Source organism: Saccharothrix sp. CB00851, from assembly GCF_001905065.1.
Classification (GTDB): domain Bacteria; phylum Actinomycetota; class Actinomycetes; order Mycobacteriales; family Pseudonocardiaceae; genus Actinosynnema.
Genome location: NZ_LWLC01000012.1, coordinates 123,350 through 147,784, shown reverse-complemented (window position 1 = coordinate 147,784; position 24,435 = coordinate 123,350). Strand labels below are relative to the sequence as shown.

At 71.9% G+C, this 24,435-nt stretch carries 10 protein-coding genes and 1 pseudogene; 3 read left to right on the top strand and 8 right to left on the bottom strand.

Annotated elements, in window-relative coordinates; genetic code table 11:
* Positions 1-76: 76 nt before the first annotated feature.
* The 4 genes and pseudogenes from A6A25_RS13310 to A6A25_RS13300 form a co-directional block, all read right to left on the bottom strand.
* Positions 77-2,668: a helix-turn-helix transcriptional regulator gene (locus tag A6A25_RS13310; RefSeq protein WP_241828644.1), complete on the bottom strand. Its 2,592-nt coding sequence runs from the start codon at positions 2,666-2,668 to the stop codon at positions 77-79.
* A 426-nt stretch (positions 2,669-3,094) separates the two neighbouring features.
* Positions 3,095-3,235 (bottom strand): annotated as a pseudogene (locus A6A25_RS46810) (ATP-binding protein); the annotation flags it as partial.
* 10 nt (positions 3,236-3,245) lie between these two features.
* Positions 3,246-4,226 carry a zinc-binding dehydrogenase gene (locus A6A25_RS13305; RefSeq protein ID WP_073889028.1) on the bottom strand — a complete coding sequence of 327 codons (981 nt, stop codon included), beginning with the start codon at positions 4,224-4,226 and terminating at the stop codon, positions 3,246-3,248.
* A 1-nt stretch (position 4,227) separates the two neighbouring features.
* On the bottom strand, positions 4,228-4,797 hold the full coding sequence (locus tag A6A25_RS13300) for an NADPH-dependent FMN reductase (protein WP_073889025.1): 570 nt from the start codon (positions 4,795-4,797) through the stop codon (positions 4,228-4,230).
* 160 nt (positions 4,798-4,957) lie between these two features.
* Between A6A25_RS13300 and A6A25_RS13295 the strand changes: the two genes are divergently transcribed.
* Positions 4,958-6,268: an MFS transporter gene (locus A6A25_RS13295; RefSeq protein ID WP_073889022.1), complete on the top strand. Its 1,311-nt coding sequence runs from the start codon at positions 4,958-4,960 to the stop codon at positions 6,266-6,268.
* Between the two features lie 6 nt (positions 6,269-6,274).
* Here the strand turns inward: A6A25_RS13295 and A6A25_RS13290 are convergent, their stop codons facing one another.
* Together A6A25_RS13290 and A6A25_RS13285 are read right to left on the bottom strand one after the other, a co-directional pair.
* Positions 6,275-7,165: a lipase family protein gene (locus tag A6A25_RS13290; RefSeq protein WP_083668301.1), complete on the bottom strand. Its 891-nt coding sequence runs from the start codon at positions 7,163-7,165 to the stop codon at positions 6,275-6,277.
* A gap of 77 nt (positions 7,166-7,242) precedes the next feature.
* A complete protein-coding gene (locus tag A6A25_RS13285; RefSeq protein ID WP_073889015.1) occupies positions 7,243-9,894 on the bottom strand; it encodes an AfsR/SARP family transcriptional regulator in 2,652 nt (883 codons plus the stop codon).
* A 326-nt stretch (positions 9,895-10,220) separates the two neighbouring features.
* Between A6A25_RS13285 and A6A25_RS13280 the strand changes: the two genes are divergently transcribed.
* Both A6A25_RS13280 and A6A25_RS13275 read left to right on the top strand, forming a co-directional pair.
* Entirely contained in the window at positions 10,221-11,801 is a 1,581-nt protein-coding gene (locus tag A6A25_RS13280) for a sialidase family protein (protein WP_073889012.1), read from the top strand.
* Between the two features lie 92 nt (positions 11,802-11,893).
* Complete coding sequence (locus tag A6A25_RS13275; RefSeq protein ID WP_083668300.1) at positions 11,894-12,334, top strand: PIN domain-containing protein; 441 nt, start codon at positions 11,894-11,896, stop codon at positions 12,332-12,334.
* A gap of 157 nt (positions 12,335-12,491) precedes the next feature.
* Here the strand turns inward: A6A25_RS13275 and A6A25_RS13270 are convergent, their stop codons facing one another.
* Together A6A25_RS13270 and A6A25_RS13265 are read right to left on the bottom strand one after the other, a co-directional pair.
* Positions 12,492-14,732, bottom strand: coding sequence for a hypothetical protein (locus A6A25_RS13270; protein WP_143193136.1), 2,241 nt, complete (start codon positions 14,730-14,732; stop codon positions 12,492-12,494).
* Positions 14,733-14,761: 29 nt separating this feature from the next.
* A complete protein-coding gene (locus A6A25_RS13265) occupies positions 14,762-24,280 on the bottom strand; it encodes a polymorphic toxin-type HINT domain-containing protein (RefSeq protein ID WP_073889006.1) in 9,519 nt (3,172 codons plus the stop codon).
* Between the last annotated feature and the right edge of the window lie 155 nt (positions 24,281-24,435).

Below are 24,435 nucleotides of genomic sequence, written 5' to 3'. Positions count from 1 at the left end.
CCTCCTCCGGGCAAGGCGGCTGCCGTCAAGCGTGCGTACGCCCGGGAGGGGATGTCAATGGGTCTAGACCATTTGGCTACGCGAGGGCGAGCTTGCCGAGTTCCACGCGGGACGAGACGCCGAGCTTCGGATAGGCCTTGTAGAGGTGGTAGCCGACCGTGCGCGGGCTCAGGAACAGCTGTGCGCCGATGTCGCGGTTGCTCAGGCCCTCGGCCGCCAGCCGCACGACCTGCAGTTCCTGCGGGGTGAGGGCGCTGAGCGGGTCCGGTCCCGGCACGGCGCGGCTCTCGCCGGTGGCGCGCAGCTCGGCGCGGGCGCGGGCGGCCCACGGTGTCGCGCCGAGCCGTTCGAACTTCTCCAACGCCGACCGCAGGTGCGTGCGGGCGTCGGCCTTGCGGCGGGCGCGGCGCAGCCACTCCCCGTACAGCAGCTCGGTGCGGGCGCGTTCGAACGGGCGGCCTTCGTCCACGCGGTGCAGCTCGACGGCCTTCGCGTACCACTGCTCGTCGTCGGTGAGCAGGGCGCGGCAGCGTGCGGCGACGGCTCGTGCCCACGGCCGACCGGTGGCCGACGCCCACTCATCGTACCAGGCGGCGGCGTCCTCTGCGGACGAGTGCCTGCCCAGCCGGACGGCGGCTTCGACCAGGTCGGGCAGGCTGGCCAGCGAGTACAGCCGGTGCGCGCCCGCCGCCACGTCGGCCAACCGGTCCAGCACGGCCTCGTGCCGGCCGAGGCCGAGGTCCAGCAGCGCCGACGCGCACGCGGCCCGCACGGACCGCGGCGCGTCACCGGTCATCGTCGCCACCAGTTCGTCGAGGCGCGCCTCGTCGCCCTCGATGGCGGCCAGCTCGGCGAGCACGCTGGACAGGAAGCCGACGCTGAACTCCTGGCCGATGTCGGCGGCGATGCGCAGCCCTTCCTCGGCCGTGGCGCGCGCGTCCCGGTGCCTGCCGAGGTGCAGCCGGCCCCGGGCCAGGTAGGCGAGGGCGCGGGGCAGCACGCCGAGGGCGCCTTGCGCACGGGACTGCCGTTCGAGGTCGAACGCCCAGGCGTAGGCGGCCTGGTCGTCGCCGAGGACGAGGTGCCACCACGCGGTGACGGCGTTGCCCGGCCCGCCCACGTACGGGGAGTCCAGCAGTGCGCGCAACGCGGCGATGCCGCCGGGGACGTCGTCGCCCTCCAAGCCGAGGGCGGCTTTGGCCAGGGTGCGGGTGTCGTCGGCGCCCGGCAGGCCTTCGGTGCGTGCCGCGATGGTCTTCAACGCCTCGAAGTCACGGCCCGCCCACGCGTTGTTGGCGGCGTTGAACAGCAGCTCACCGGCCAGTTCACGATCGGTGTGCTCGGCGCATGAGACGGCGCGGGCCAGCTGCGCCGCGGCCTGCGCGGACCGTCCCTGCTCACCGGCCAGCCTCGCCTGGATGCGGGCGACCCTGGCACCGTCCACGGGGTTGGTCACCAGGTCCCAGGCCTGCTCGGCGAGCACGACCGCGCGGTCGAACTGGCCCGCCGCACCCGCCGCACCCGCGGCCGCCGCCAGCCGGTGGCCGCGTTCGACCGGGTCCGGGGTGAGTTCGGCGGCACGGTGGTAGGCGGAGGCGACGGCGAGGTAACCGCCCCGGCTGCGGGCGTCGTCGGCGGTGCGGGCGAGGGCTCGGGCGACGTCCTCGTCGGGCGCGGTGGTGGCGGCGGCCAGGTGCCAGGCGCTGCGGTGGGCGTCGTCCGGGACTTGGGCTTCGGCCAACGCCCGGTGGACGGCGAGGCGGTTCTTGAGGGGTGCGCTCTGGTAGGCGGCGGCGCGGATCAGGGGGTGGCGGAAGGTCAGCCGGCCGTCGTCGGAACGCAGGAGTTGGCGTTGTTCGGCGACTTCGAGGTCGTCCACGGACGCGCCCAGCAGGCCGGCGGCTTTGAACACCACGCCCGGGTCGCCGGTGTCGTCGGCGGCGGCGACCAGGAGGAGGGTGCGGGTGCGTTCGGGGAGGGTGCCGATGCGGTCGGCGAAGGTCTGCTGGATGCGGCTGTGGGTGGGGAGGGCGGCGACGCGGTAGGCGTGCGCGGCCGGCAGGTGGCCTTCGCGTTGGGCGGCGGGGAGTTCCAGCAACGCCAACGGGTTGCCGCGCGCTTCGTGGGCGATCTGGTCGCGGACGTAGCGCGGGAGGTCGGCGGCGTGTTCCTCGAGGAGGGCGGCGGCGTGTTCGGGGGCGAGGCCGGTGAGGCGCAGCTCGGGCAGGCCGGGTGCGGGGAACGGCGGTGCGTGCAGGTCGCGGGCGGCGAAGATCATCGCGATGCCCTCGGCCTGGAGGCGGCGTGCGGCGAAGACGAGGGCGTGCGCGGAGGCGGGGTCCAGCCAGTGCGCGTCGTCGACCAGGCAGAGGACGGGGCTCTGCTCGGCCAGGTCGGCGAGGAGGGTGAGCACGGCCAGGCCGACGAGGTGGTGGTCGCCGCCGTCGGGCGGGGCCAGGCCGAGGGCGGCGCGCAGGGCGGAGGCCTGGTTGGGCGGCAGGGCGTCGACGCGGTCCACGACGGTGCCGAGCAGCAGGTTCAACCCGGCGAACGGCATGACCGACTCGGACTCCACCGCCGTACCGCGCAGGATCCGGAACCCCACCGCCCGGTCGGCGCGGTCGTCACCTGGACCACCACCGGCGCTGAACACGGAGGTCGGGAACACACCAGTACCGCCGCTGTCGCCAGCACTGAACGCGGAGGTCGGAAACGCGCCAGTACCGCCACTGCCGCCGACGCTGAAGGCGGAGGTCGGGAGCGCGCCAATGCCGGCCGAGCCGCCAGTCCCGCCGCCCCCGGTGCCGGTCGTGTCGTCGGTCCCGCTGCCGTCGGTGCCGATCGCGGTCGGGTTGTTGCCCGGGGCGCCGGGCGGTCGCTCCGCAGAGGTCCCCGCCAGGGGGTCCCCTGCTTTCATTGTGCCAGTGGGGTCTGACAATTCCGGGGTTCGTGAGGCCCGGTCGGGTGAGGCCAAGGGCGGCAGGCCCAGGTCAGGCGAGGACCAGGACGGCGAGGCAGGGGTCGGCCAGGATCGAGGCGGTGAGGCAGAGGCCGGCCACGACGGGGGCGGTGAGGCGAGAGCCGGTGAGGTGGCGCGGGTGGCGGCGTAGGTGAGCAGGGCGGATTTGCCGATGCCCGCCTCGCCGCGCACCACGAGCACGCCGCTGCGGCCGGTGCGGGTGGTGGAGAGGAGTTCATCCACCAAGGCCTGTTCGGCGGACCTCCCGTGCAGCATGTCCCCGACCCTAGCCGGCGTCCGGGAGCAGGACGACCTTGCCGACCGTGTGCCTGCTCTCCATCGCCTCGTGCGCCCGCGCGGCCTCGGACAGCGGGAACGGGTGGATGAACGGTGTCAGGCGGTGGGTGGCCGCCTCACGCAGGGCACGTGACTCCAGAGCACGCAGCCCGCCCGAGCGCTTGGCCACCTGAGGCCCGACGGCGACCGTCGCGGTCAAGGCGCGGGCGAACAGGTCCTCCGAGGTCAGCCGCACCAGTTCACCCGACGACGACCCGAACATCACCAGCCGACCGCCCGGCGCGAGCAGGTCCACCGCACCCCGCCCCAGCACGCCGCCGACGCCGTCCAGCACCGCGGTCACCTCCCGTCCGCCCAACTGGCCCAGCACCTCCCGCTGCCACCCTTCCGCCAGGTAGTCGACGGCTATCGCGGCACCCGCGCGCAGCACCGCCTGCCGCTTCTCCCGGCACCCCGCCAAGCCCACCACCAGCGCACCGGCCCGTGACGCCGCCTGCACCACCATCGTGCCGACACCTCCGGCGGCGGCGGTGACGACGACCACGTCGTCCGGGGCCGGTGCCGCCGCGTCCACGACACCCAATGCCGTGCTGCCGGTGCAGATCATCGCCACCGCGGCCGCGAAGCCGAGCCCGTCCGGGATCACGTGCAGCGCGCCGACCTCCCGCACCGCCAGCTCGGCGTACCCACCGCCGGCCAGGCCGAGCTGCGCAACCACCCGCTCCCCCAGCCACGACTCCGCCACGCCGGGTCCGACCGCGTCGACCACGCCGGCCACCTCGGACCCCGGCACGGTGGGCAGCTCCGGCAACGGCACCCAGTCGGAGATGCCGCGCCGGATCACCGAGTCCACCAGGTGCACGCCCGCCGCCCGCACCGCGATCCGCACCTGGCCGGGCCCCGGCACCGGGTCCTCGACCTCCTCGCACCGCAGCGCCGAGCCGAACGCGTGCAGCCGCACGGCCAGCACGTCAGGCCCCGTAAGGCCGCTTGGCGCGGGCCTCCTTGAGCGCCGTGCCCCACCAGACCAGCTGGTCCAGCATGGTCGTGGCGGCGTTGTGCACGGCCTCGGCCTCGACCGGCGCGCCCTCGTCGTCGAACCGCGACCAGGCGCCGTGGAAGCTGACCGTGTCCCGCACGGTCACGGCGTGCAGCTCGGCGAAGACCTGCCGCAACTGCTCGACCGCCCGCAACCCGCCGCCGACGCCGCCGTAGGAGACGAACCCGACCGGCTTGGCCTGCCACTCGGTGAAGTGCCAGTCGATGGCGCTCTTCAACGGCGCGGGGAAGCTGTGGTTGTACTCGGGCGTGATGACGACGAACGCGTCCGCGTCACGCAGGCGCGGCGAGACCAGCGCGACCTCCGGCGCCGGGTCCTCGCCGAAGCCGTGCAGCCGGTCCGGCAGGTCCAGGTCGTCCAGGTCGAGCACGTCCACGCTCAGGTCGTCGCGCTGCTTGGCGCGGTCGGTGAACCAGTTCGCCACGACCGGCGCGAACCGGCCCTTGCGGGTGCTGCCGACGATGATCGCGAGCTTGATCACGGGTGTTCCCTCCCTCGGGTGTGTCGATCCCGACGCTAGGAGCGGGCGGAAGGCACGGGCATCTGTCACGTGACTGGTCGTCCATCAGTCGCGGAGAGTGCGGGACGACCGGTCACCTGACGGATTCGACCGGTCGGCATCCGGCCGTAGCTTCGCCGGCATGACACAGGAAGTGCAGGTCAGGACGCGTTGGGCGCCGGTGGTGGCGTTGGCGATGGCGATGTTGGTGGTCACCACCGAGATGACGGTCGCGGCGGTGGTGCTGCCGAGCCTGGGCAGCGAGTTGGACGTGGGGCCGGCGGCCACGGCGTGGGTGTTGCTGGCCTACACGCTGCCGATGGCGGCGGTGGCGATCCCGGCCGGGCGGTGGGTGGACCGGGCGGACGTGCGGTCGGCGTTCCTGTTGGCGCTGGTCGGTGTCGCGGTGGCGAGCGTGCTCACGGCGGTCGCGCCCGCGTTCTGGGTGCTGCTGGTGGGACGGGTGCTGCAAGGCGTGGCCGGGTCGCTGGTGCTGGCCGGGTACATGCCGATCGTGGTCGCGGCGGTGCGGCCGGAGCAGCGCGGGCGGGCCATCGGGTACGTCATCACGATCATGACGGTCGGCGGGCTGGCCGGTGCGCCGCTGGGCGGCTTGGTGGCCGGTGCGTTCGGGTGGCGTTCGGTGTTCCTGATGAAGCTGCCGGTGCTGGCGGTCGCGTTGTGGCTGGGGTGGCGGTCGCTGCGCGGTGACGGGCGCGGGCTGCCGCTGCCGGACCGGGGGCTGGTGCTGGAGGCGGTGCTGCTGGGCGGTGCGGTCACGTCGGTGCTGCTGGCGTTCGAGGACCGGGTGTGGCTGCTCGGGGTGGGGTTGGTGCTGGCCGTCTGGTGGGGGCGTCTGCCCGCGTCACGGCCGGTCCTGACGTTGGTGCGGCGGCGGTTGTTCGGGCTGCCGCTGCTGACGTTGTCGCTGGTGTCGACGTTGGCCGGGGTGATGTTCTTCCTGGTGCCCTACCACGTGGCGGACGTGCTGGGCGGCTCGCCGGAGGACGTCGGGGTGGCGCTGCTGGTGTTCGTGGCCGGGGTGGCGGCGCTGGCGCTGGTGTCGGGTTCGCTGACCGACCGGTACGGGCCGTGGCTGGTGGCGATGGCGGGGTCGGTGGTGAGCGCGCTCGGGTTGGGGCTGCTCATGCTGCCGGTGACGGGGTTGGTGGACCTGTGCTGGCGGCTGGGTGTGCTCGGTGTCGGCCAGGGTCTGTTCAACACGGCGATGAACACGCTGGTCATGGCCGGTGCGCCGGAAGGCGTGGAAGGTGCGGCGGGCGGGTTGAGCGCGACCGCGCGGATGGTCGGCACGACGGTGGGTCCCGCGGTGGCGGCGTTGGCGGCGGGCTGGGCGGGCGATGGTGATGCCGGGTTCCGCACGGGTGTCGCGGTGTTGGCGGCGGTGGCCGTGGCGGGGGTCGTGGCGCTGGCGGCGGGCAGGCCCCGGTGAGCGGCTTCAGGGGACGTGCAGCTCGGGTTTCGACGCGGCCATGCACGCGCCCATCCCCGGGTTGACGGGCGCGGTGGGGTTGAACAGGGCGTAGGAGTAGGAGCAGCACGGGTTGTGGCGTTCCGCCTCGGAGTCGTAGTCGGCGCCGAAGGGCGCCTCCACACCGACGGCCACGTAGGGCGGCGGCGGTGACTTCGGCACGACGTCGTAGGTGTTCACCAGCCGGAACGTCGTCACGTCCAGGCTGTCGTAGTAGCTCTGGAAACCCCGGTCACCGACCTTGGGGCCGGCCTGGTTGTAGTGGAGGGTGTTCGCGCTGGTGATCCCGTTGGCGAGGGCCATCGGCACGACCAGGGTGGCCAGGGCCGACCCGAGGCTGTGCCCGCTCACGATCACCCGGCTGCCCGTGGCCGAGGCCGTCAGGAAGATCCGGAACAGGAACTGCCGGTCGATCCCGCTGAACACGCCGTAGAACCCGCGCTCCACCTTGGCGCCGGCGGTCGGGTCCGTGGGCGGTGTGTAGTCCACCAGCTCGGTCTGGAGGTCCATCCGCGTGTCGGCGTTCGTCTGCGAGCCGCGGAAGGCGAGGTGGAGGGTCTGCGGGTCGCTCTTGCTGCGGGCCAGGATGCCGAACGGCTCGCTGACCACCGCGTCGTCCAGGGTGAAGTTGCTCCAGATCGGACCGGAGAAGGTGAAGTCGGCGACGTCGAACACCGAGTTGGTGACGGGGCACGTGTCCGCGGGCAGCCACTGGAAGAGGCCGTTGGGCGGGCAGCCGGCCGACTTCCACTGCTCGCACATGTCGCAGGCGACGTTGACCACGAACGAGCACGTCCGGGCGAGGCCCAGGTCGTACCCGGGAGGTACCTGCAGTGGCGTGCCGCTCCCAGTGGACATCGCCGAATCGTATGGTCGGCCCGCCGACGCCGCCGGCGACCGGACCAGGAGCACACGATCGGGTGGCGCGGCGACGATCAGGTCAGCAACGCCAGCACTTCGTCGGCGTCCTCGACGCGGCCCTGGGCGCGGAACAGGGTGAGGGCTCGTTGCCGCGCGTCGCGCGCTTCGTCGTGCCGGCCCACGGCGGCGAGCACGTCGCCGAAGTGCCGCAGCACGCTGGCTTCCTCGTAGGAGTTGTCCAGCTGCCGGTACAGCTTCAACGCGTGCCGGTAGTGCTCGACCGCGTCCGCGTCACGCCCGTGGTGGTGGGCGATGTAGCCGAGGCTGTCCGAAGTGGCCGCTTCACCCTCGACGTGGCCGAGTTCCTCGTTGAGCGCCAACGCTTCCCGGCAGTGCTCCTCGGCACGCACGTAGTCGCCGAGCCGCGCCATCCGGAAGCCGACGTCGTTGAGCGCCTCCGCCACGCGCACCGGGATGTCCAGCGCGCGGAACAGCTCCAGCTGCGCCTGCGCGTGCTCCAGCGCACCGGCGACGTCACCCCGGCGTTCCATCGCCCACGCCATGGCGCGGTGCGCGGCGGCCTTGCCGTAGTCGTCCTCCACCAGTTCCAACGACCGGCGCAGGTGGTGGTCGCCTTCGTCGTAACGGCCGACGTCGGTCAGCGCCATGCCGAGGAACTTGTGCGCGGAGACCTGCTTGAACCGGTCCCCGAGGGCGTCGGCGGCCACCAGCGCGGCACCCCAGACCTCGATGTCCTCGGCGGCGTGACCACGGCGCAGGTGGTAGTTCGTCAACGCCCACGCCAGGTGCCAGGCGACGTCGTGCCAGCGGTGGGCACCGGCCAGCCGTTGCGCGGCGAGCAGCGACTCGTACTCGGCGTCGAACCAGTCCATCGCGGCGGTGACGTCGGCCAGCGGCGCCGGGTCACCGTCCGGCGGGGTGATCGGCGGTCGGTGCGGCTCGATCAGCCGGTCGCCCTCGTGCGCGGTGGCGGCGAAGTACCCGATGAACGCCTGGAGGTTCGCGTCGGCGTGCGCGGGCCCGACCTCGGCCGCGTAGAGGCGGACGAGGTCGTGCATGCGGTAGCGGCCGACCCGGTGCTGCTGCACCAGGTGGGCGGCTTCGAGTTCGCGGAGCAGCCGGCGCGTGTCGGCCCGGCCGGTGAGGGCGGTGATCGCCTTCAGGCTCAGGTCCGGCGCGGAGGTCAGGCCGATCAGCCCGAACAGCTGCTTCGCCTCGGGGCTGAGCACCCGTAACGAGCAGGCGAACACCGTGCGCAGGTCGGCGCTGAGGTCGTCGAGCGCGTCGAGCCGCTGGTCCTTCAGCTCCTCGGTGAGCGCGGACAGCGGCAGGTCCGGCTGCGTCACGGCACGGGCCGCGATGATGCTCAACGCCAACGGCAGCCCGCCGCACAGCTCCAGCAGCTCACGGGTGACGTCCGGCTCCGCCTCGACCCGTTGCGCGCCGAGGCGGGAGACGAGGAACGCGCGGGACTCGTGCTCGTCCAGCACGTCCAGCACGACCGAACGCGCGCCGTGCGCGGTGAGCAGGCCGAGCAGCTGCAGCCGGCTGGTGATCAGCACGGTGCAGTGCGCGCCACCCGGCAGCAAGGGCGTGACCTGGGTCGTGTCACGGGCGTTGTCCAGCACGACGAGCATCCGCTTGTCGGCGACCAGGCTGCGGTAGAGGGCGGCCTGGGCGTCGAGGTCGGCGGGCGGATCGCCGACACCGAGGGCTTCGAGGAAGCCGCGCAGCGCGTTCTGCGGCGTGACGGGGTCGCCGACCGGGTCGAAGCCGCGCAGGTTGACGTAGAGCTGGCCGTCCGGGAAGTCGTCCGCGTGCTGGTGCGCCCAGTGCAGCGCCAACGCCGTCTTGCCGATGCCGCCCGCCCCGCCGATCGCGGTGATCACGACGGTGGACGACGGCTCGGCGAGGTCGGCGATCTCCTTCTCCCGCCCGGTGAACCACCGTTGCGGCGCGGGCAGCTGCCGCGGCACGGCCTTCGTGGTCTCCGACGGTGCCTGCTGACCCAGAAGTCGCAGGTAGAGGTCTTGCAGTGGGGTGCCGGGGTCGGTGCCCAGCTCGTCGGCGAGGGTGCGGCGCAACGCGTCGTAGTGCCGCAACGCCTCCGACGACCGGCCGCTGCGGTGCAGGGCGAGCATCAGCTGACCGGCGAGGCGTTCGTCCAGCGGGTGCGCCTGCGTGGCGTCGCGGAGGGCGGGCAGCAGGGCGGTGTGGTCGCCGAGCCGGATCGCCACGTCGTTGCGGTCGAGTTCGACGGCTGTCCGTTCGGCCTGCAGCGACTCCCTGACCTGGGCGAACCACGGCGAGTCCAGCCCGTCCAACGCCTCGCCGCGCCACAGCCGCAACGCCTGGTCGTACAGCTCGGCGGCCTGGTCGTCCGGCGCGGTGCGGGCCCGCTTGGCCAGGGCGCGGAACTCGACCAGGTCGATCCGGTCGGTTTCCAGCAGGTAGCCGCCCGGCCGGCGCTGGATGTCGATCCCGGCCGACCTCAGCTTGGACACGTACCCGTACAGGGTTTCCTTCGCCCGCAACGGCGGCTGATCGCCCCAGACGCGGTCGACGAGCCGTTCCGCGGGCACCGGCCGACCGGCTTCCAGCAGCAACGCCGCCAGCACGCTGCGCCGACGGGTGTGACCGATGTCGAGGTCGGCGTCGCCGACGCGAGCCCGGACACCGCCGAGCAGCCCGAAGTCCACGCCCATCCCCCTCGAACAGCCGGTTCAAGGTTCATCCTAGGTTCGCTCACGTTCGCCCCAGCAGGGTGTACCCATGACCGCGGATAGGTGAAGTAACCCGGCGGAGTGCCCCACACCCCCCGCCGGTTTCGAGGGGTCGACGTCCCGACCGGTGCTCCCCCTGCCGGTTGGGACGCCGCGGTGTGTCCGCCCCCTTCTCGGGAGAACGCGGTCACCTCACGCTCACGGGGACGGCCGACCTGGGGGCGGCCGTCCCCGTGTCCGGCCGAGGTGAAGTGACGGCCGAAGTGGCGTGGAAGCGGCTTGGAAGTGGGGTTGCCTAGCCTGCTTCGGTGAGCAGACTCCTGGGGTTGGTGCTGGTGCTGGCGTTGATCACGCCGGTGCCCGCGTTGGGCAGCGGCGTGCCGGGTTCGCCGTCGTCCATCGGTGTCGAGCACGTCTTGTTCAAGGCCGGTACCGGCGGGTACGGGTGTTACCGGATTCCCGCGCTGGTGCGGACCGCGGCGGACACGCTGTTGGCGTTCGCCGAGGCCAGGGAGTCGCCGTCGTGCGCGGACCGCGGTGACATCGACATCGTGGTGCGGCGGTCGACCAACGACGGGCGGACCTGGGGACCCGTCCGGGTGGTGTTGAGCGGGGTGTCCGACGACTTGGACAAGCCGTTCACCAGGGGCAACCCGGCGCCCGTGGTGGACCGGGAGACCGGGCGGGTGTTCCTGCTGTCCACGTCGAACGAGGCCCTGCCCGCGGTGCCCGGCGGTGCGCGGCTGCCGTGGGTGCAGCACAGCGACGACGACGGCGTGACCTGGTCGCCCGCGCGGCAGATCCCGGCGTCGTTCGACGGGACCACGCGCGGCTGGTTCGCGACCGGGCCGTCGCACGGCGTCCAGCTGCGCGACGGGCGGCTGGTCGTGGGCGCGCACCAGTCGGTGGGCAACGTCGTGCAGGCCGGTGTGCTCTACAGCCCCGACCACGGCGAGAACTGGTACGCCAGCCAGACGCCCGACTCCTACGTCGAGGGCCAGGTCCGGCCCGGTGAGATGTCCGTCGCCGAGCTGGCCAACGGCGACGTGCTGGTGCTGGGCCGCAACGAGATCGACGGCGGGCACCACCGCACCCGTGCCATCAGCACGGACGGCGGCACGACGGTGTCCGCCTCCACCCCGATCCCGAGCCTGGTCACGCCGACCGTGCAGGGTGCGGTGCTGGCGTTGAAGAACGGCACGCTGCTGTTCTCCGGCCCGTCCGACCCGCGGGACCGCGAGCTGATGCGCATCCGGTACTCGACGGACAACGGCGTCACCTGGACCGCGGGCGGCCTGATCCACGCCGGCCGGGCGGGGTACTCGGACCTGGCCGAGCTGTCGACCGGCGAGATCGGGCTGCTCTACGAGGGCGGCGAGTCGTTCTCGGCGGACGAGATCCGGTTCAACCGGTTCACCACGCAGCAGGCGCAGATCCCGGGCGGCACGAACCCGTCCGCCGAGGCCACGCCGACCGCGGGGCCCACGTCCCCGGACACGACGGTGCACGCCAACGACGCCTACGTGCGCGGAACGGTGATCGCGGGCTTGACCGGGCTCGCCGACGTGCCGTACTCGCGGTCGCTGGACGTCGGCGCGCGGGACTTCACCGTCGAGACCTCGTTCCGGCACGGTGGGTCGAGCGGTAACCAGGCGTTGTTCTGGGCCTATGGGCAAGGCGCGGACGTGCCCCAGGTGTGGGCGCGGATCCAGCAGGGACGGCTGGTCGCGTGGGTCCAGGGGACGACCGGCGGCGCCACCGTCGCGCTGGACGGCACCTTCAAGACGGTGAGATCCCGTTCGACAAGCGTGGAAGGCACCGCCGGGTCCGCGTGGCCGATGTGGTGGCCTATCGCGAACGCGCACGGGTCGAGCGTCGAACCGCGTTGAACGAGATGACCCGCCTCGCCGTGGAGGACGAGTCCTACGACACGGTGGACGGGTTCACACCTACCCGGTGAGTTCTCCGCCAGACTGAGCGGGTGGCTTTCCCCGCCTTCCTCGATGCCTGCGTACTGGTGCCGATCCGACTGGCAGACCTGCTGCTGCGGCTGGCCGAGGCAGGCACCTACCGCTTGCTGTGGTCCGGGCAGGTGCTCGACGAGGTGGAGCGGACCCTGCCCAAGCTCGGTGTGCCGGAGGCCAACGCGCGCCGCCGAGTCGCGTTGATGCGACAGTCCTTTCCGGACGCGTTGGTCACCGGGTACGAGTCACTGGTCGAATCGATGACCAACCACCCGAAGGACCGCCACGTGCTCGCGGCGGCCGTTCGCGGTGACGCCGCAGTGGTCGTGACCGCGAACACCAAGGACTTCCCCCCGGACGCCATGAAGCCGTACGACATCGACGCCGTGCACCCCGACGACTTCCTGCTCGACCAACTCGACCTGTACCCGGCTCTGACGATCCGGTGCTTGCACTAGCAGATCGCCGAGTACCGCAACCCGGAGACAACCGCACAGGAGTTCATCGCGCGGTTCGCCAAGACGGCGCCCGGGTTCGCCGACGCGGTTCAATCGGTGCTGCGCAGCAAGTGAAACGGGCCGGAGCGTGGTGCCCCGGCCCGTTTCCGGAAAGCGGCTAGATCCGACGGTCCACGAAGCGGGGCGTGCCGTTCGGGCTGCGGAAGGTGACCAGCCACGATTCGCCGTTGGCGTTGGCGAAGGGGACGGCGGTCGGGTCGGTGGCCGAGGGGTCCGAGATGCCCTCGATCAGCCAGCCCCAGTCGCCCCAGGTGTTGGAGCCGACCGCCGTCTCCCAGACCCGGTAGATCTCGTTGTCCGTTCCCCGGACCACGACGGCGACTCGGCCCAGGGCCGGGTCGAGGACGGCGGACGGGGCACCGGCCGGGGCCACGGTGCCGGTGCCGACCTCGCTCCAGTCGCCCGGCCACGTGCCGGCGGCGTCCTGGAGCTTGGTGACGATCGTGCCCGCCGCGCCCCGCACGAAGACCTGCAGCTGGTAGCCCGGCCTGACGACCACGGCGGGTGCGCCGGATGAGCCGGCACCGCCCAGGTTGGTCCACGGGGACACCGAACCGTCGTGGTAGAACTGCACGCTCTTGACCACACCGGCACCGTCGAGGCCGAAGACCCGGACACCGTCGCGGACCGTGACCACGGTCAGGGCGCCGACCAGGTTCTGGTCGCCCAGGTTCCGCCAGAACGGCACGGTGCCCTTCTGCTGGTACACCCACAGCTTGCCGTCGGCGTCGACGGCGAACTGGGCGAGCGTCCCGTCGGCCGGCTTCGCCACGGTCGGCGCGGCGGCCATGGAACCGCCGAAGTCCTTCCACGCGCCCCACGTCACCGCGCCGGCCGCCGTCTGGGTCACCGCCCACACATCGCCGTCACGGCGCTGCGCCGTCACCTGGATGCGACCGTCGGACAGCTGCGCGATCGCGGGCTGGCCGGTGAACGCCTCGTTGCCCGAGATCACCGTCCACTGGATCGAGCCGAAGTTGTCCACATCGGACTGGTGGCCGTAGACGACCCGGCCCGCGTTGTCGGTGTAGGCGTACTCCAGCGTGCCGACGCGCGCACCGACGACCGGCGCGGCCTGGAACACCGTCGTGCGGCTGTTCTGCACCGTGGCCACGGTGGGCAGCGGTTCGGCGAACCAGCCCTGGAGGTCCACGATCACGTGCATGGTGTCGGAGCTGCCGTTGCGGATGCGGATCTTGCCGTCCGTGCCGGGTTTGAGCACGATCGAGTTGGTCCGCCGGCTGATGCCGTGGTCCATCATCGTCAGCCCCGGCTCGGCCTCGCCCACCGGCCACGCCTTGACGTAGCCGGCGGCCTCCGAGGTGGTCGTGATCGACAGCAACGCGCCCGCGATACCCCGGGTCGGCAGCCCGAACGTGCCGCCGACCTGGACGTCGAGGGTGCTGTTCGCGGCCATCGGCAGGCCGGCGCCCGCGGTGCGGGTGTTGATCAAACGGCCGTCGTTGGCGCGGAAACCGCTGCCGGTGGTGGCGGAGCCGGTGAAGTAGCCCTCGATGTTCAGCATGAAGTGCGCGGCGGCGGTGCCCCTGTTGGTGAAGGTCACCTTGCCGTCCGCGCTCAGCTGGACGACCGCGGCCTGCTGAGTGGTGCCGCTCATGTAGTTCAGCACCGGCCGGGTGGCCTTGCCCGACGGCGCGTAGGTCATCCAGCCCTTCGCCGACGCGCCCGGCACGGCCAGGTTCACGTACGCGGCGGACGCGCCGGCCGGGATGAGCCCGCCGGTCAGCGTCACGGTCCGGCTGCCGCCCGCCGGGATCATCCCGGTGGCCACGCCGAGACCGCTGCGCGTGTCGATCGTACGGGTGTGCGCCACCGGCACGAACCCACCGCCGTTAGTGCCCTGCGCAGACTTGAAGTAGCCGTGCACCTCGACCACGATGTGCGCCTTGCCCGCCGCCTGGTACACCGCGAGCTTGCCGTTCGCGCCGACCTTCACCGCGACGAACGCGGACAGGTCCTCGCCCGGCCGGGCGGTGACGGCGGTCGCGTCCGCGTTGCGGGACGTGCCGTCGGGCCACAGCTCCAGCCACGTCTCCGCGGTCGGCGCGAGCACCGCCACCCGCACCATGACCGAACCGACGCCGCTGGTCGGCACGCCGCCGACGCCGAGCACCGGGAACGTCGTGGTGGTCTCCGCGCCGCGCTGGCCGGTCACGCCGCCCGTGCCGTCACGGGTGTCCAGCACGTGCGCGTGCCCGTTCAGCGAGACGTAGTCCCCGCCGCCGCCGGACGAATCCGCCTGGGCCGGTGGCGCGACCACCATCGCGAGCACTGCGGCGGCGACCGCCAGCAAGCCCACGCCGGATCTCTTGGACAACTCGTTTCCCCTCACTCGGAACTTCGGAACTACCGGTGGTTCTTGTTGGTCTTCATGGCGTCGTGCGACATGTCGACCGCGCAACGAAGTGCCCATGCGATCCCGAGACCGATCCCGTACTGGGTCTTGTCGACCAGCGCGCCCGCCAGGGGCGCGGCGGCGGGACCGATGATGCACTTGCGGACCGCGCGGCCCGCGTTGTTCATCACGTACATGCCGGTCCGCTTGACCTCGATGCGCGCCTTGCGGGCCACGGTCTTGCCCAGGTTGGCCACACCGCGGCCGAACGCCTGCAGGCCACGCCCGACGGCACGGGCGCCGTTCCCGACCGCCTTCGCACCGCCGACCACGCCGTTCTTCACCGCGGTGACGCCCGCGCGCACCTTGGCCAGCGCCTTGCCGCACTTGCCCGCGTTGTGCACGAGCACGTCCGCGGCGCCGGTCACCACGTGGAAGGTGTGCACGGTGTCGACGGTCAGGTTGTGCACGGTCCGCTGTTCCGACCACGACCGGACGCCGACGACCGCGCCTTCCGAGAGTCGTTGCCCGGCCACGAGGTCACCGGCCTCGACCCACTTGCCGTCGGCCCAGAACGGGTGGCCGTCGGTGGCGGTGAGGGTGGACGTGCGGCCCTCGGCCTCCACCGTCACCTCGACCAGCTGCTTGACGCCGGTGCCGACGATCAGGTCGGTCACGGTGAAGGCGCCGGTCTGCCCGGTCGTCGGATCGGTCGCCGCGACCTGGTCGCCGACCCGGACGTCCGCGATGGGCTTGGTCGAGCCGTCGCCCATCCGCACCGCCGTGTCACCGGTGAAGCTGTTCGACGCGACCAGCGCGCACGCCGCGCCCACGATCTCGTCGCCGTGCTTGGCGCCCATCCGCACGCCCTTGGCCGCGCGCACCACGCCGACGCCGTACGGGCCGGCGAACATCGACAGCGCGGTCACCCCGGCCCAGATGCAGCTCTCCGTGTCGCCCTCGGTGACGCACCGCTTGCCGTCGTTGTAGCCGCTGATCTCGGCGAGGCCGTTCAGCAGGGCCTTGCCCTCGGCCTTCCAGCCCTGCCACTTCGGCCACTTCCACGCGAAGCCACCGCCGCCCGAGCCGGACTTGCTCGCCGCGGACGTGTTGCTCACCGGGTTGCCCGCCTTCTGCACGGCCGCGTCGTAAATCTGGTCCGTGCCGCGCTTGGCGTCGGCCACCACGTCGCGGTTCACCCCGACCTGGTTCGCGGGCAGCTTCGGGTTGGAGGACACCGTCTTCGGCATGTTCGTCACCGGCGCGTGCGCCGCGCCCGACACGGTCCTGGGCGTGTGCCGCGCCGAGTACTGCGCCGCCGACTTGGCCTGCGCGGTCACCCGCCGCTTGCGGTCGTACTCCGCCCGCCGGGCCGCTTCCGCCCGGGCCGCCGCGCTCGCGTTGTAGCAGGCGCCGCAGCTACGGCCGCTGCCACCGCTGCCCCGGTACGCCGGGCCGGGCGCGTAGTCCGGGTACGTGCCGTTCGCGCCGGACGGCTTCTTGCGCTTCTTGCCCGCGAAGCGGTCCGCCTGGTCCTGGATCGCCCGGGCGATGTCGTCGTTGTAGCAGGTGAAGGTGCACGGGCTGCAGCCGTTGGGATCGAGGGAGAGGCAGTAGGTCGGCGGGGTGTACTCGGGCTCGTCGTCGAACCAGTCCCACGGCCACGACCAGTGCCCGTCCGGGTCGACCTGGCCGACCGGGTCGCCCGCGCCGTAGGTGTAGCGGTTGGCGCGGATGCCGTCGCCGCCCTGGAACGGGATGTCGTCACGCGAGTCGAACACGCCCGTCGACGGGTTGTACCAGCGCGCGCCCATGTCGACCTGGCCGGTGGCCGGGTCGGTCCAGTCGCCCTGGTAGCCCAGCGGCCCGGTGTCCCCGCTCCTCGCGGTGACCCTGCCGAACGCGTCGTAGGAGGTCCGGTCGGCCAGCGCCTGGCCGTCCGGGGCGATGCCGCCGATCACGTCGCCGTGGCCGTTGGTCACCGGCACGCGTGACGTCTCGCCCTTCTTCGTGGCCAGCACCTCGTCACCCGGGCCGCGGGCGAACGTGGCGGTGCCGTCGGACACCACCTGGTCGTCCAGGCCCGCGTAGGTGAACGCGGCGCCGTTGCGGGTGGCGACCCGGTCCAGGCCGTCGTAGGTGTAGGTCTGGCCGGTGGCGCCCACCATCCGGTCGAACGCGTCGAACGCGAACGGCTCGGTGTGCCCGGAGCTGGTGCGGCTCGCCATCGTGCCGCGCGGGCTGTAGGTGTAGGTGTAGTCGCCGTCGGACAGCAGCCGGTTGCGCTCGTCGTAGGTCGCGGTCTTCGCGCCCGCCTTGGTGCGGTTGCCCGCCGGGTCCCACTCGTACGCCGTCGTCACGCCGCCGGTCGTCGCCGACTTCAGCCTGCCCGCCGCGTCATAGGTGTAGCCGGTCTCGACGCCGTTCTCGGTCTTGCTCGTGACGAGATCCAGCTCGTCGCGGTGGTAGGCGACAGCAGAAATGCCCTGGCCTGTCGAACCGGTGAGGACGTCGGTCTGCAGTCGGCCGTAGTCGTCGTAGGTGTAGGTGCGGGTGCGGCCCGCGCCGTAGCCGATGGTCTTCACCGCGCCGGCCGCGTCGTAGCCGTAGGTCTGGGTCAGGCCCGCCAGTCCTTCGGAGACCGTGTTCAGCCGGCCCTTCAGGTAGGTGTAGTTCGCGGTGCCCGCCGCGTCACGTCGGGTGGTCGGGTTGCCGTCGGCGTCGTAGCCGAACTCCGCCGTGCCGCCGGGGCCGGCCGTGGTGAGCAGGTTGCCGCGGTCGTCGTAGGTGTAGGTGTCGGCGCCGACGCGGGTCGCCTGGCCGAGGAGGTCGTAGACGATGTCCCGGGCCGTGGTGGGCTTCTCGGCGCCGCTGCCGGTCTCGGCGGTGAGCTGGTCGGCCGGGTCGTAGGTCCGGGTCCGCACCACGCCGCCGGGCGCGGTCAGCTTCACCTCGTTGCCGTTCGCGTCGTACTCCGACGTCCACGCGCGGTCGGTCGGGTGCGCCGCGGTCGCGGGCTCGATCACCTTCTCCGGCAGCCCCCACGGGTTGTACGTGGTGATCGTGCGGTGCCCGCGCGGGTCGGTGTAGCGGGTCAGGTTGCCCGCCTCGTCGTAGCCGAACTCCTGCACCACGCCTTCCGGCTCGACCTGCCTGACCAGCCGGTTCCCGGCGTCGAACTCGAACGTGGTGGTGTTGAGCTTGGCGTCGGTGACGGACGTGAGGTTGCCCGCCGGGTCGTAGCCGACCTTCGTGGTGCGCAGGACCGTGCCGTCCGGCTTCAGCTCCGACTGCGCCACCTGGTCGCCGAACAGGTCGAACGCCTGGCGGGTGGTGCGGCCGAGGCCGTCGGTGACCCGCACCGGGTTGCCCGCCGCGTCGTAGCCGTGGTGCGTGGCCACGCCCGCCGGGTCCGTCTCCTTGGTCAACCGGCCGAGCGTGTCGTAGGTGAACGCCGAGGCGGCACCGGAAGGTGCCACGGCCGAGAGCACGTTGCCCAGGTCGTCGTAGCGCTGCCACGCGGTGAACGTGCCGGTGGTGGGTTTGCGCTCGTACTGGGTCGAGCTGATCTCGCGGTCGAGGTCGTCGTAGGTCGCCTCGGTCCGCGCGCCGTCCGGGCCGGTCGTGGACAGCACCCGGCCGGACCGGGTGTAGGTGAAGCGCCAGATCGCGCGGCCGGTGTGCGCGGGCTCGTCCCAGGCGACCAGGCGGTCCAGCTGGTCGTAGGCGAACCTGGTGGCGTGGCCGCGGGCGTTGACGACCTCCTTCACGTTGCCGTTGCCGTCGTAGGACGCGGTCACCCTCGGCGTGATGCCCTGGTGGGTCGGCGATGTCGTGGCCACGACCCGGCCGAGGCGGTCGTACTCGGTGGTCGACACGTTGCCCAGCTCGTCGGCGGACGCCACGACCTCGTCGAACGTGTTGTAACCGGTCTTCGTGGTCGGCTTGGCCGACGTCGGCGCGCCGCCGTCGCGTTCCACCGACACCGCCGCGCCCGTGGCCGTGACCTGGCGGCCCAGCTCGTCGAACCCGTATGTGGTGGTGTTCAGCCGCGGGTCGGTGACCGAGGTCTGGTGCCCGCGCTGGTCGTAGGTGAACTTGCTGACCCGGTTGGTGATGCCGTCGGTGACGGTCTCCTCCGCCACGTTGCCCACGTCGTCGTGCCGGTAGGTCACCGTCTCCGGGGTCTCGGAGACCTCCCAGGGCACGTTGGACGCCTTGCCGCCGGTGACCGTGCGGGTCACGTTGTCACCGCCGTCGTAGGAGTACGTGGTGGTGCGGCGCAGGCCCGCCGGGTCGACCACGACCGTCGCCACCCGGCCGAGCCGGTCGTGCGTGTGCTCGGTGACGGACTTGCCGTTGGCGGTGACCGAACGGGTCAGGTTGCCGGCGCCGTCGTAGGTGTTGTCCGCCAGCACGAAGTCGCGCTTGCCGCCATCGGGGTTGTCGAAGTCCTTGAGCACCTTGCGGCGCAGCAGGCCGTCACCCCAGTACTGGAACTCGGTGCGGCGGCCCATCGCGTCGGTCTCGCCGGCCAACCGGCCCGCGAAGTCGTAGGACAGCGACTTGACCAGCAGGTACCCGTTGGCCGGCGCGGGCGCGCCCGCCGGGTCGCTGCGCCAGTCGCGCAACCGCACCTCGGCCAGGGCGCCGCGGCTGGTGTAGGCGAAGTCGACCCGGTTGCCGTTCGGGTCGGTCTGCGAGGTCCGGTGGCCGAACGCGTCGTACTCGTACGACGTCTCGTTGCCCTCGGCGTCGACCTCGCGGGTCACGCGGTTGTGCTGGTCGTGGTCGTAGGTGGTGACGCGCGGCTCGTCGTTGCCCTGGGTGTCGGTCTCCTCGACCCGGGTGAGGTTGCCGTCCACGTCGTAGGTGTTCGTGGTCCGCAGCTGGTGCTTCTCACCGGTGACCGCGTCCGTGGTGAGCGGGCCGGTCGTGGTCCGCGGCCGTGACATGGCGTCGTAGGTGAACGTGGTGACGACGCCGGCGGGGAAGCTGTCGGAGATCTCCTTGACCGACGCGCGGCGGCCCAGGTTGTCGTAGGTGTACTCGACGACCAGCCCGTTCGGCTGGGTCACGCGGGCCAGGTCGCCGTTGTTGAAGTAGGCGTACCGGGTCGTCTTGCCGCGTGCGTCCACAGTGGACGCGAGCAGCGCGGCGGGCGGTGCGCCGCCGTTGACGGCCGCCTCGGCGCCGTTGGTGTAGGTGTGCTTGACGAAGCTGCCGTCCGGCGCGGTCTCCTGCAGCACCTGGCCGGTCGGGTGGTAGCTGAACGAGGTGCGGTAGGTGGGGTCGGTCGCGCTCGCCGACCGGCCGTCCCGCGTCTCCACCGGCAGGAAGTTGCGCGGGTCGTGCTCGTTGGTGACGGTCGTCGGGTACGTCTGGTAGGTGGTGTGGCACTCGGTCGCGGTACGGCAGGTCTTCTGCGAGGTGATGTTGCCGCGCGCGTCGTAGCCGAGGGTGACGGTGTCGCCGTTCTCGTCGGTGACGACGCTGAGCTGGCCCTTGTCGTCGTAGGAGTACGAGCGGATGCTCATGCCCTCGGCGCCGTAGCGGACGAACACCGGGCCGCCGGAGCCGTCCGGGATCACGGTGCAGAACGACGGGTCGTTCGGGTCGGGCTTGCCGCACGTCTCCGCGGGCGGTGTGGGCGTGGTGGTCGGCTCGCCCGGCCGGTCCTCGGAGCGTGCCTCCAGGCCGAGCGGTTGGCCCAGGCGCAGCAGCCAGCCGCCCAGCGCGTCGTACTCGTACAGGCTCGGCCGGTTCGCCGGGTCCAGCACCTCGACCGTGCGGCGCAGGTCGTCGTCACCGCCGTAGACCGCGGGCGGGCCGATCCGCCACGTGCCGCCGTCGTCGTCGGTCTGCTCCTTCACCCGGTCGCGGGTGGTGTCGTAGGCGATCGAGGCGGCCACCTTGCCGCTGGGCAGGGTGATCTTCGACAGCAGGTCGGCCTGGTTGTTGGCGTTGCGGTGCGCGGTCGTGGACTGCGGGCCGACCGGGCCGGAGTAGACGGCGACCTCGTCGATCACGCCCGCGAAGTGGCGCTGCGGCGTGGTGCCCCAGGCGGGCCACGTGCCGGTCGCGTGGGCCGCGCCGATCTGGTTGAACGTCAGCTTCTCGTGGTCGACCTGCTTGCCGGTCAGCTCGCCGACCTTCGCGCCGTCCAGGAACAACGTCTGCGTGGTGCCCATCGAGCTGAGCACGACGTGGTGCCACTTGCCGTCGTTGACCAGGGTGCCGCTGGTGATCGGGGCGACCGCGCCGACGCCGAACTGGCCGCGCAGCTTGCCGTCCGTGCCGACGTACAGGATCGGGACGCCGGTGGTGGACGCGCTGCCCAGCGCCTTGTCCTGGTAGCCGAGCAGCGGACCGCCCGAGCCGGTGACCGAGGACTTGAACCACAGCTCCACGGCGCCGTCACGGCTCTTCTTCAGGGTGCCCTTGGGCAGGTCGACCGACGACGTGGTGCCGTTGAAGGAGGCGGCGGTGTCGGTGGCGTTGATGCCCGGCGTGTTGAGGGTGACGTTCTTGTAGGTGCCGGTGTCCTTGCCCAGGTTGATCGACACCTCGCCGGCGGCGGCCGTGCCCTCGGGCTCGCCGAGCCGCCAGTACGACTCGGGGCGCGAGTCCAGCACGGTGGTGCGGTAGTGCGAGCCGGCCGCGTACTCGTAGGTGGTGCAGGCGGTGCCGGCGCAGGCCTTGGTGAGCAGGTCGCCGGTGTAGGTGTAGCTCCACGTGGTCTGGTCGGCCTGCACCGCGGTGACGTGGTTGCCGGTCCAGGTGAACGTGACGAACCGGCCCGCGGTGTTGGTCTGGCTGTTGGACACCTGGGCTTTGAGCAGCTTGCCGGTGGTGGTGTCGTAGGTCAGCACGACCGCGCGGTTGGCGCTGTCGGTGATCCGGTTCAGCCTGCCGTTGAGGGAGAACTGGTAGGTGGTGCCGGACAGGTCGAGCAGGCGCCACGCCGTCGTGTCGACGGTGAGCTTGGCCTGGCGGCCGAACGGCGCGGCGAACGTGCCGTCGGGGTTGCGGCCGAACCGGACCTGCTGCCCGTCCGGGTAGGTGATCACGACGTTGCCGGAGCCGTCGTCGTCCGGGACGAGCTTCATGTCGTACCGGGTGGACCAGCCGGCGCCGAACAGGCCGTCCCGGCGCGGGTCCAGGCTGTTGTACGTGCGGACGACGCGCAGCTCCGGGCCGACCGTGGTGACCGAGGCGTCCACGGCGGCGGTGGAGTAGTTGCCCGTCTGCGGGTCGAACTCCTGGTCCTTCGTGCCGTATGGGCCGCCCGCCAGGCGTGAGGTGATCTCCGGCTGCGGCACGCTGGTGAAGATCGTGGAGTACGGCGAGATGATCTCGTTGGTGGCGTCCTTGACGTACGCGCGCCAGTCGTAGGCCTTGCTCCACTTGAGCGTGCCGGCGGGGACGGTCCAGGCGGTCTTGGCCTGGTAGCCGGAGTTCACGCAGTTGACCGGCTTGTTCGCGGCGTCGCGCTCGCAGACCTCGAACTTGAACTGCATGGTGACGCTCGGCGGCGCGTCGATGTCGAGCGCGCGGGCCCACAGCTGCGGGGTGAGGGTGGGCGTCTGGTAGCCGTTCGGCGGGTACAGCTCCTGGACGACCGGCGGGATGTCGAAGACTTCCAGCACGATCCGGCCGGGCGGCACCTGGTGGTCGGTGAACACCGGGCCACCGGTCTTGACCATGGTGAAGTCGAGGAAGTACTTGCCCGGCGGGAGCGCCTTGACCGTGGCGTCGAGGGTGACGCGCTGGTTGCGGTTGACCGTGGCGGTCAGGTTGGCCGAGCGCTGCTGGACGACCGACGCGCCGGTCTTGGCGTTGTAGGCGCGGTAGGCCAGGTAGTAGTCGCCGGGTGCCCAGGCCGAGGCGCTCTTGTTGGTGACCGCGATCTTGACCTTGCCATCCTGGTTCTGCAGGACCGGTGGGTTCGGCACCGGGTTGGCCAGCGCGTACGTCGCGTTGTACGGGCTGTGCGTGACGTAGAGGCGAGGCGGGTTGGCGGTGGCGGGGCCGGTGAACTTCTTGCCCGAGCCGTCGCCGCTCGCGCGCAGCGAGATGCCGTGGTTGGCCTGCTCCCCGTTCACCCACTTCTGCACCAGGTCGCGCCCACCGCCGCCGAGGTTGATCAGCTCGCCCGCGGTGGGGCAGGCGGAGGACGACTGGCCGAACGCGATGTGGCCGTGGGCGAAGGAGCGTTCGGCGAGCCGGCGGCCCGTGGCCGGGCCCGGGAAGTCGACGTCGTCGCTGGACGCCCAGCTCTGCGTGACCGGGTGGACGGTGACGGCGCGGGGGCGGCACGAGTCGGCGTCGTAGTTCACCAGCCAGAGCTGCGCGCCGAAGATCGTGTGGTGGCGGAGCTTGTCCACCAGGCTGCCGAACCGCAGGTAGGAGGCGGCGTTGGGGCCGACCACGAGCGTGTTGCCGCCGGGGGACGACGACGTGCCGTTGACGTACAGGCTGCTGTCGGCGGCTTCACCGGTGACCGGGAGTTGGACGGTGGGGTCGACCGCGACCGGGTAGGCGGCGTGGGCAAGCCAGCCCCCGTCGAGCGTGACCTGGAGGGCTTGTCGGCCGTTGTGGCTGGTCAGGGCGTAGGTGACGGCGGTGGAGCGGTTGCCGTTCGCGTCGACCATGTCGCCGGGCGGGATGACCGCCCTGGTGGTGTTGGCGCGGTCCTTGAGCAGCACGTGGTTGTGCTCGACGTGCGCGGTGAGGTTCTTGAGCGTGAGGGGGAACGTGAAGGTGGTGGCGCCGGGGCGGGTGAGGACCAGGGTCTCCTTCACGCCGCCCGGCTGCGACTCCAGCTCCAGGTCCACGCCGGGCTGCACCTCGGTGTAGGTGGCCGTGGTGCCGTTCGCGGCGCCGTCGACTTTCCTGGCACCGGCCAGGCCGTAGGAGACTTCGTGGTCGGCGTCGACTCGCAGCGTGGTCAGGTGTTCGGCGTCGGCCCGGCGGGCCACCCGGACGTCCACCTCGTCGGCGGCGTTGTGCCAGCCCTGGTCGTCCGGGACGAGGTGCGGCTCGATCGGCTTCCAGCGGTCGCCGTCGCGGTAGTTGACGGGACCGGCGGAGAACTCGGTGGTCTCGGTGCCGTCCGGGTTCGTGTAGACCTTCTCGTACTTGGTGCGCGCCTCGGGCTTCTCCTGGCTCTTGCCCTCCTCGAAGCCCTTGGTCTCAATGACCGGCGGCGCTTCGACCGAGGCGGTGTTGTGCGGCCGGACGTCCCACTGGACCTTCGGGTAGCGGGATCTCAGCGACTCGGGGACGGTGTTGTTGCCGGGTGCGCCTTCGAGGTGGTCGGGGTCGGCCTGCGCCTCACCCCACCGCTGCGCCGGACCTGGTTCGAGCGCGGTGTCCGCCGCATGGGTCTCCGACCGCCCCCAGCCGTTGACCGCGTCCCCGCCGCTGGTCGCGGTGACCGCCAGCACCGCGGCGACGGCGACCACTTTCGCCGGGCCGGACGCCCACAGCGCTCCGAGCAGCCCGGCTTTGCGCACACGCGACGACATACCGCTCCCCCAGTCGACTCCAGCAGGCCGACGGGGACGCTAAGCACTCTCACTTCCACCTGACTTCCGTTCCACTTCCACCACCGCGCGTGTCCTACGTTCACGTCGCGCGTGTCCTACGTTCAGAACAGCCGAGTTGAACGTTCAGAACAGTT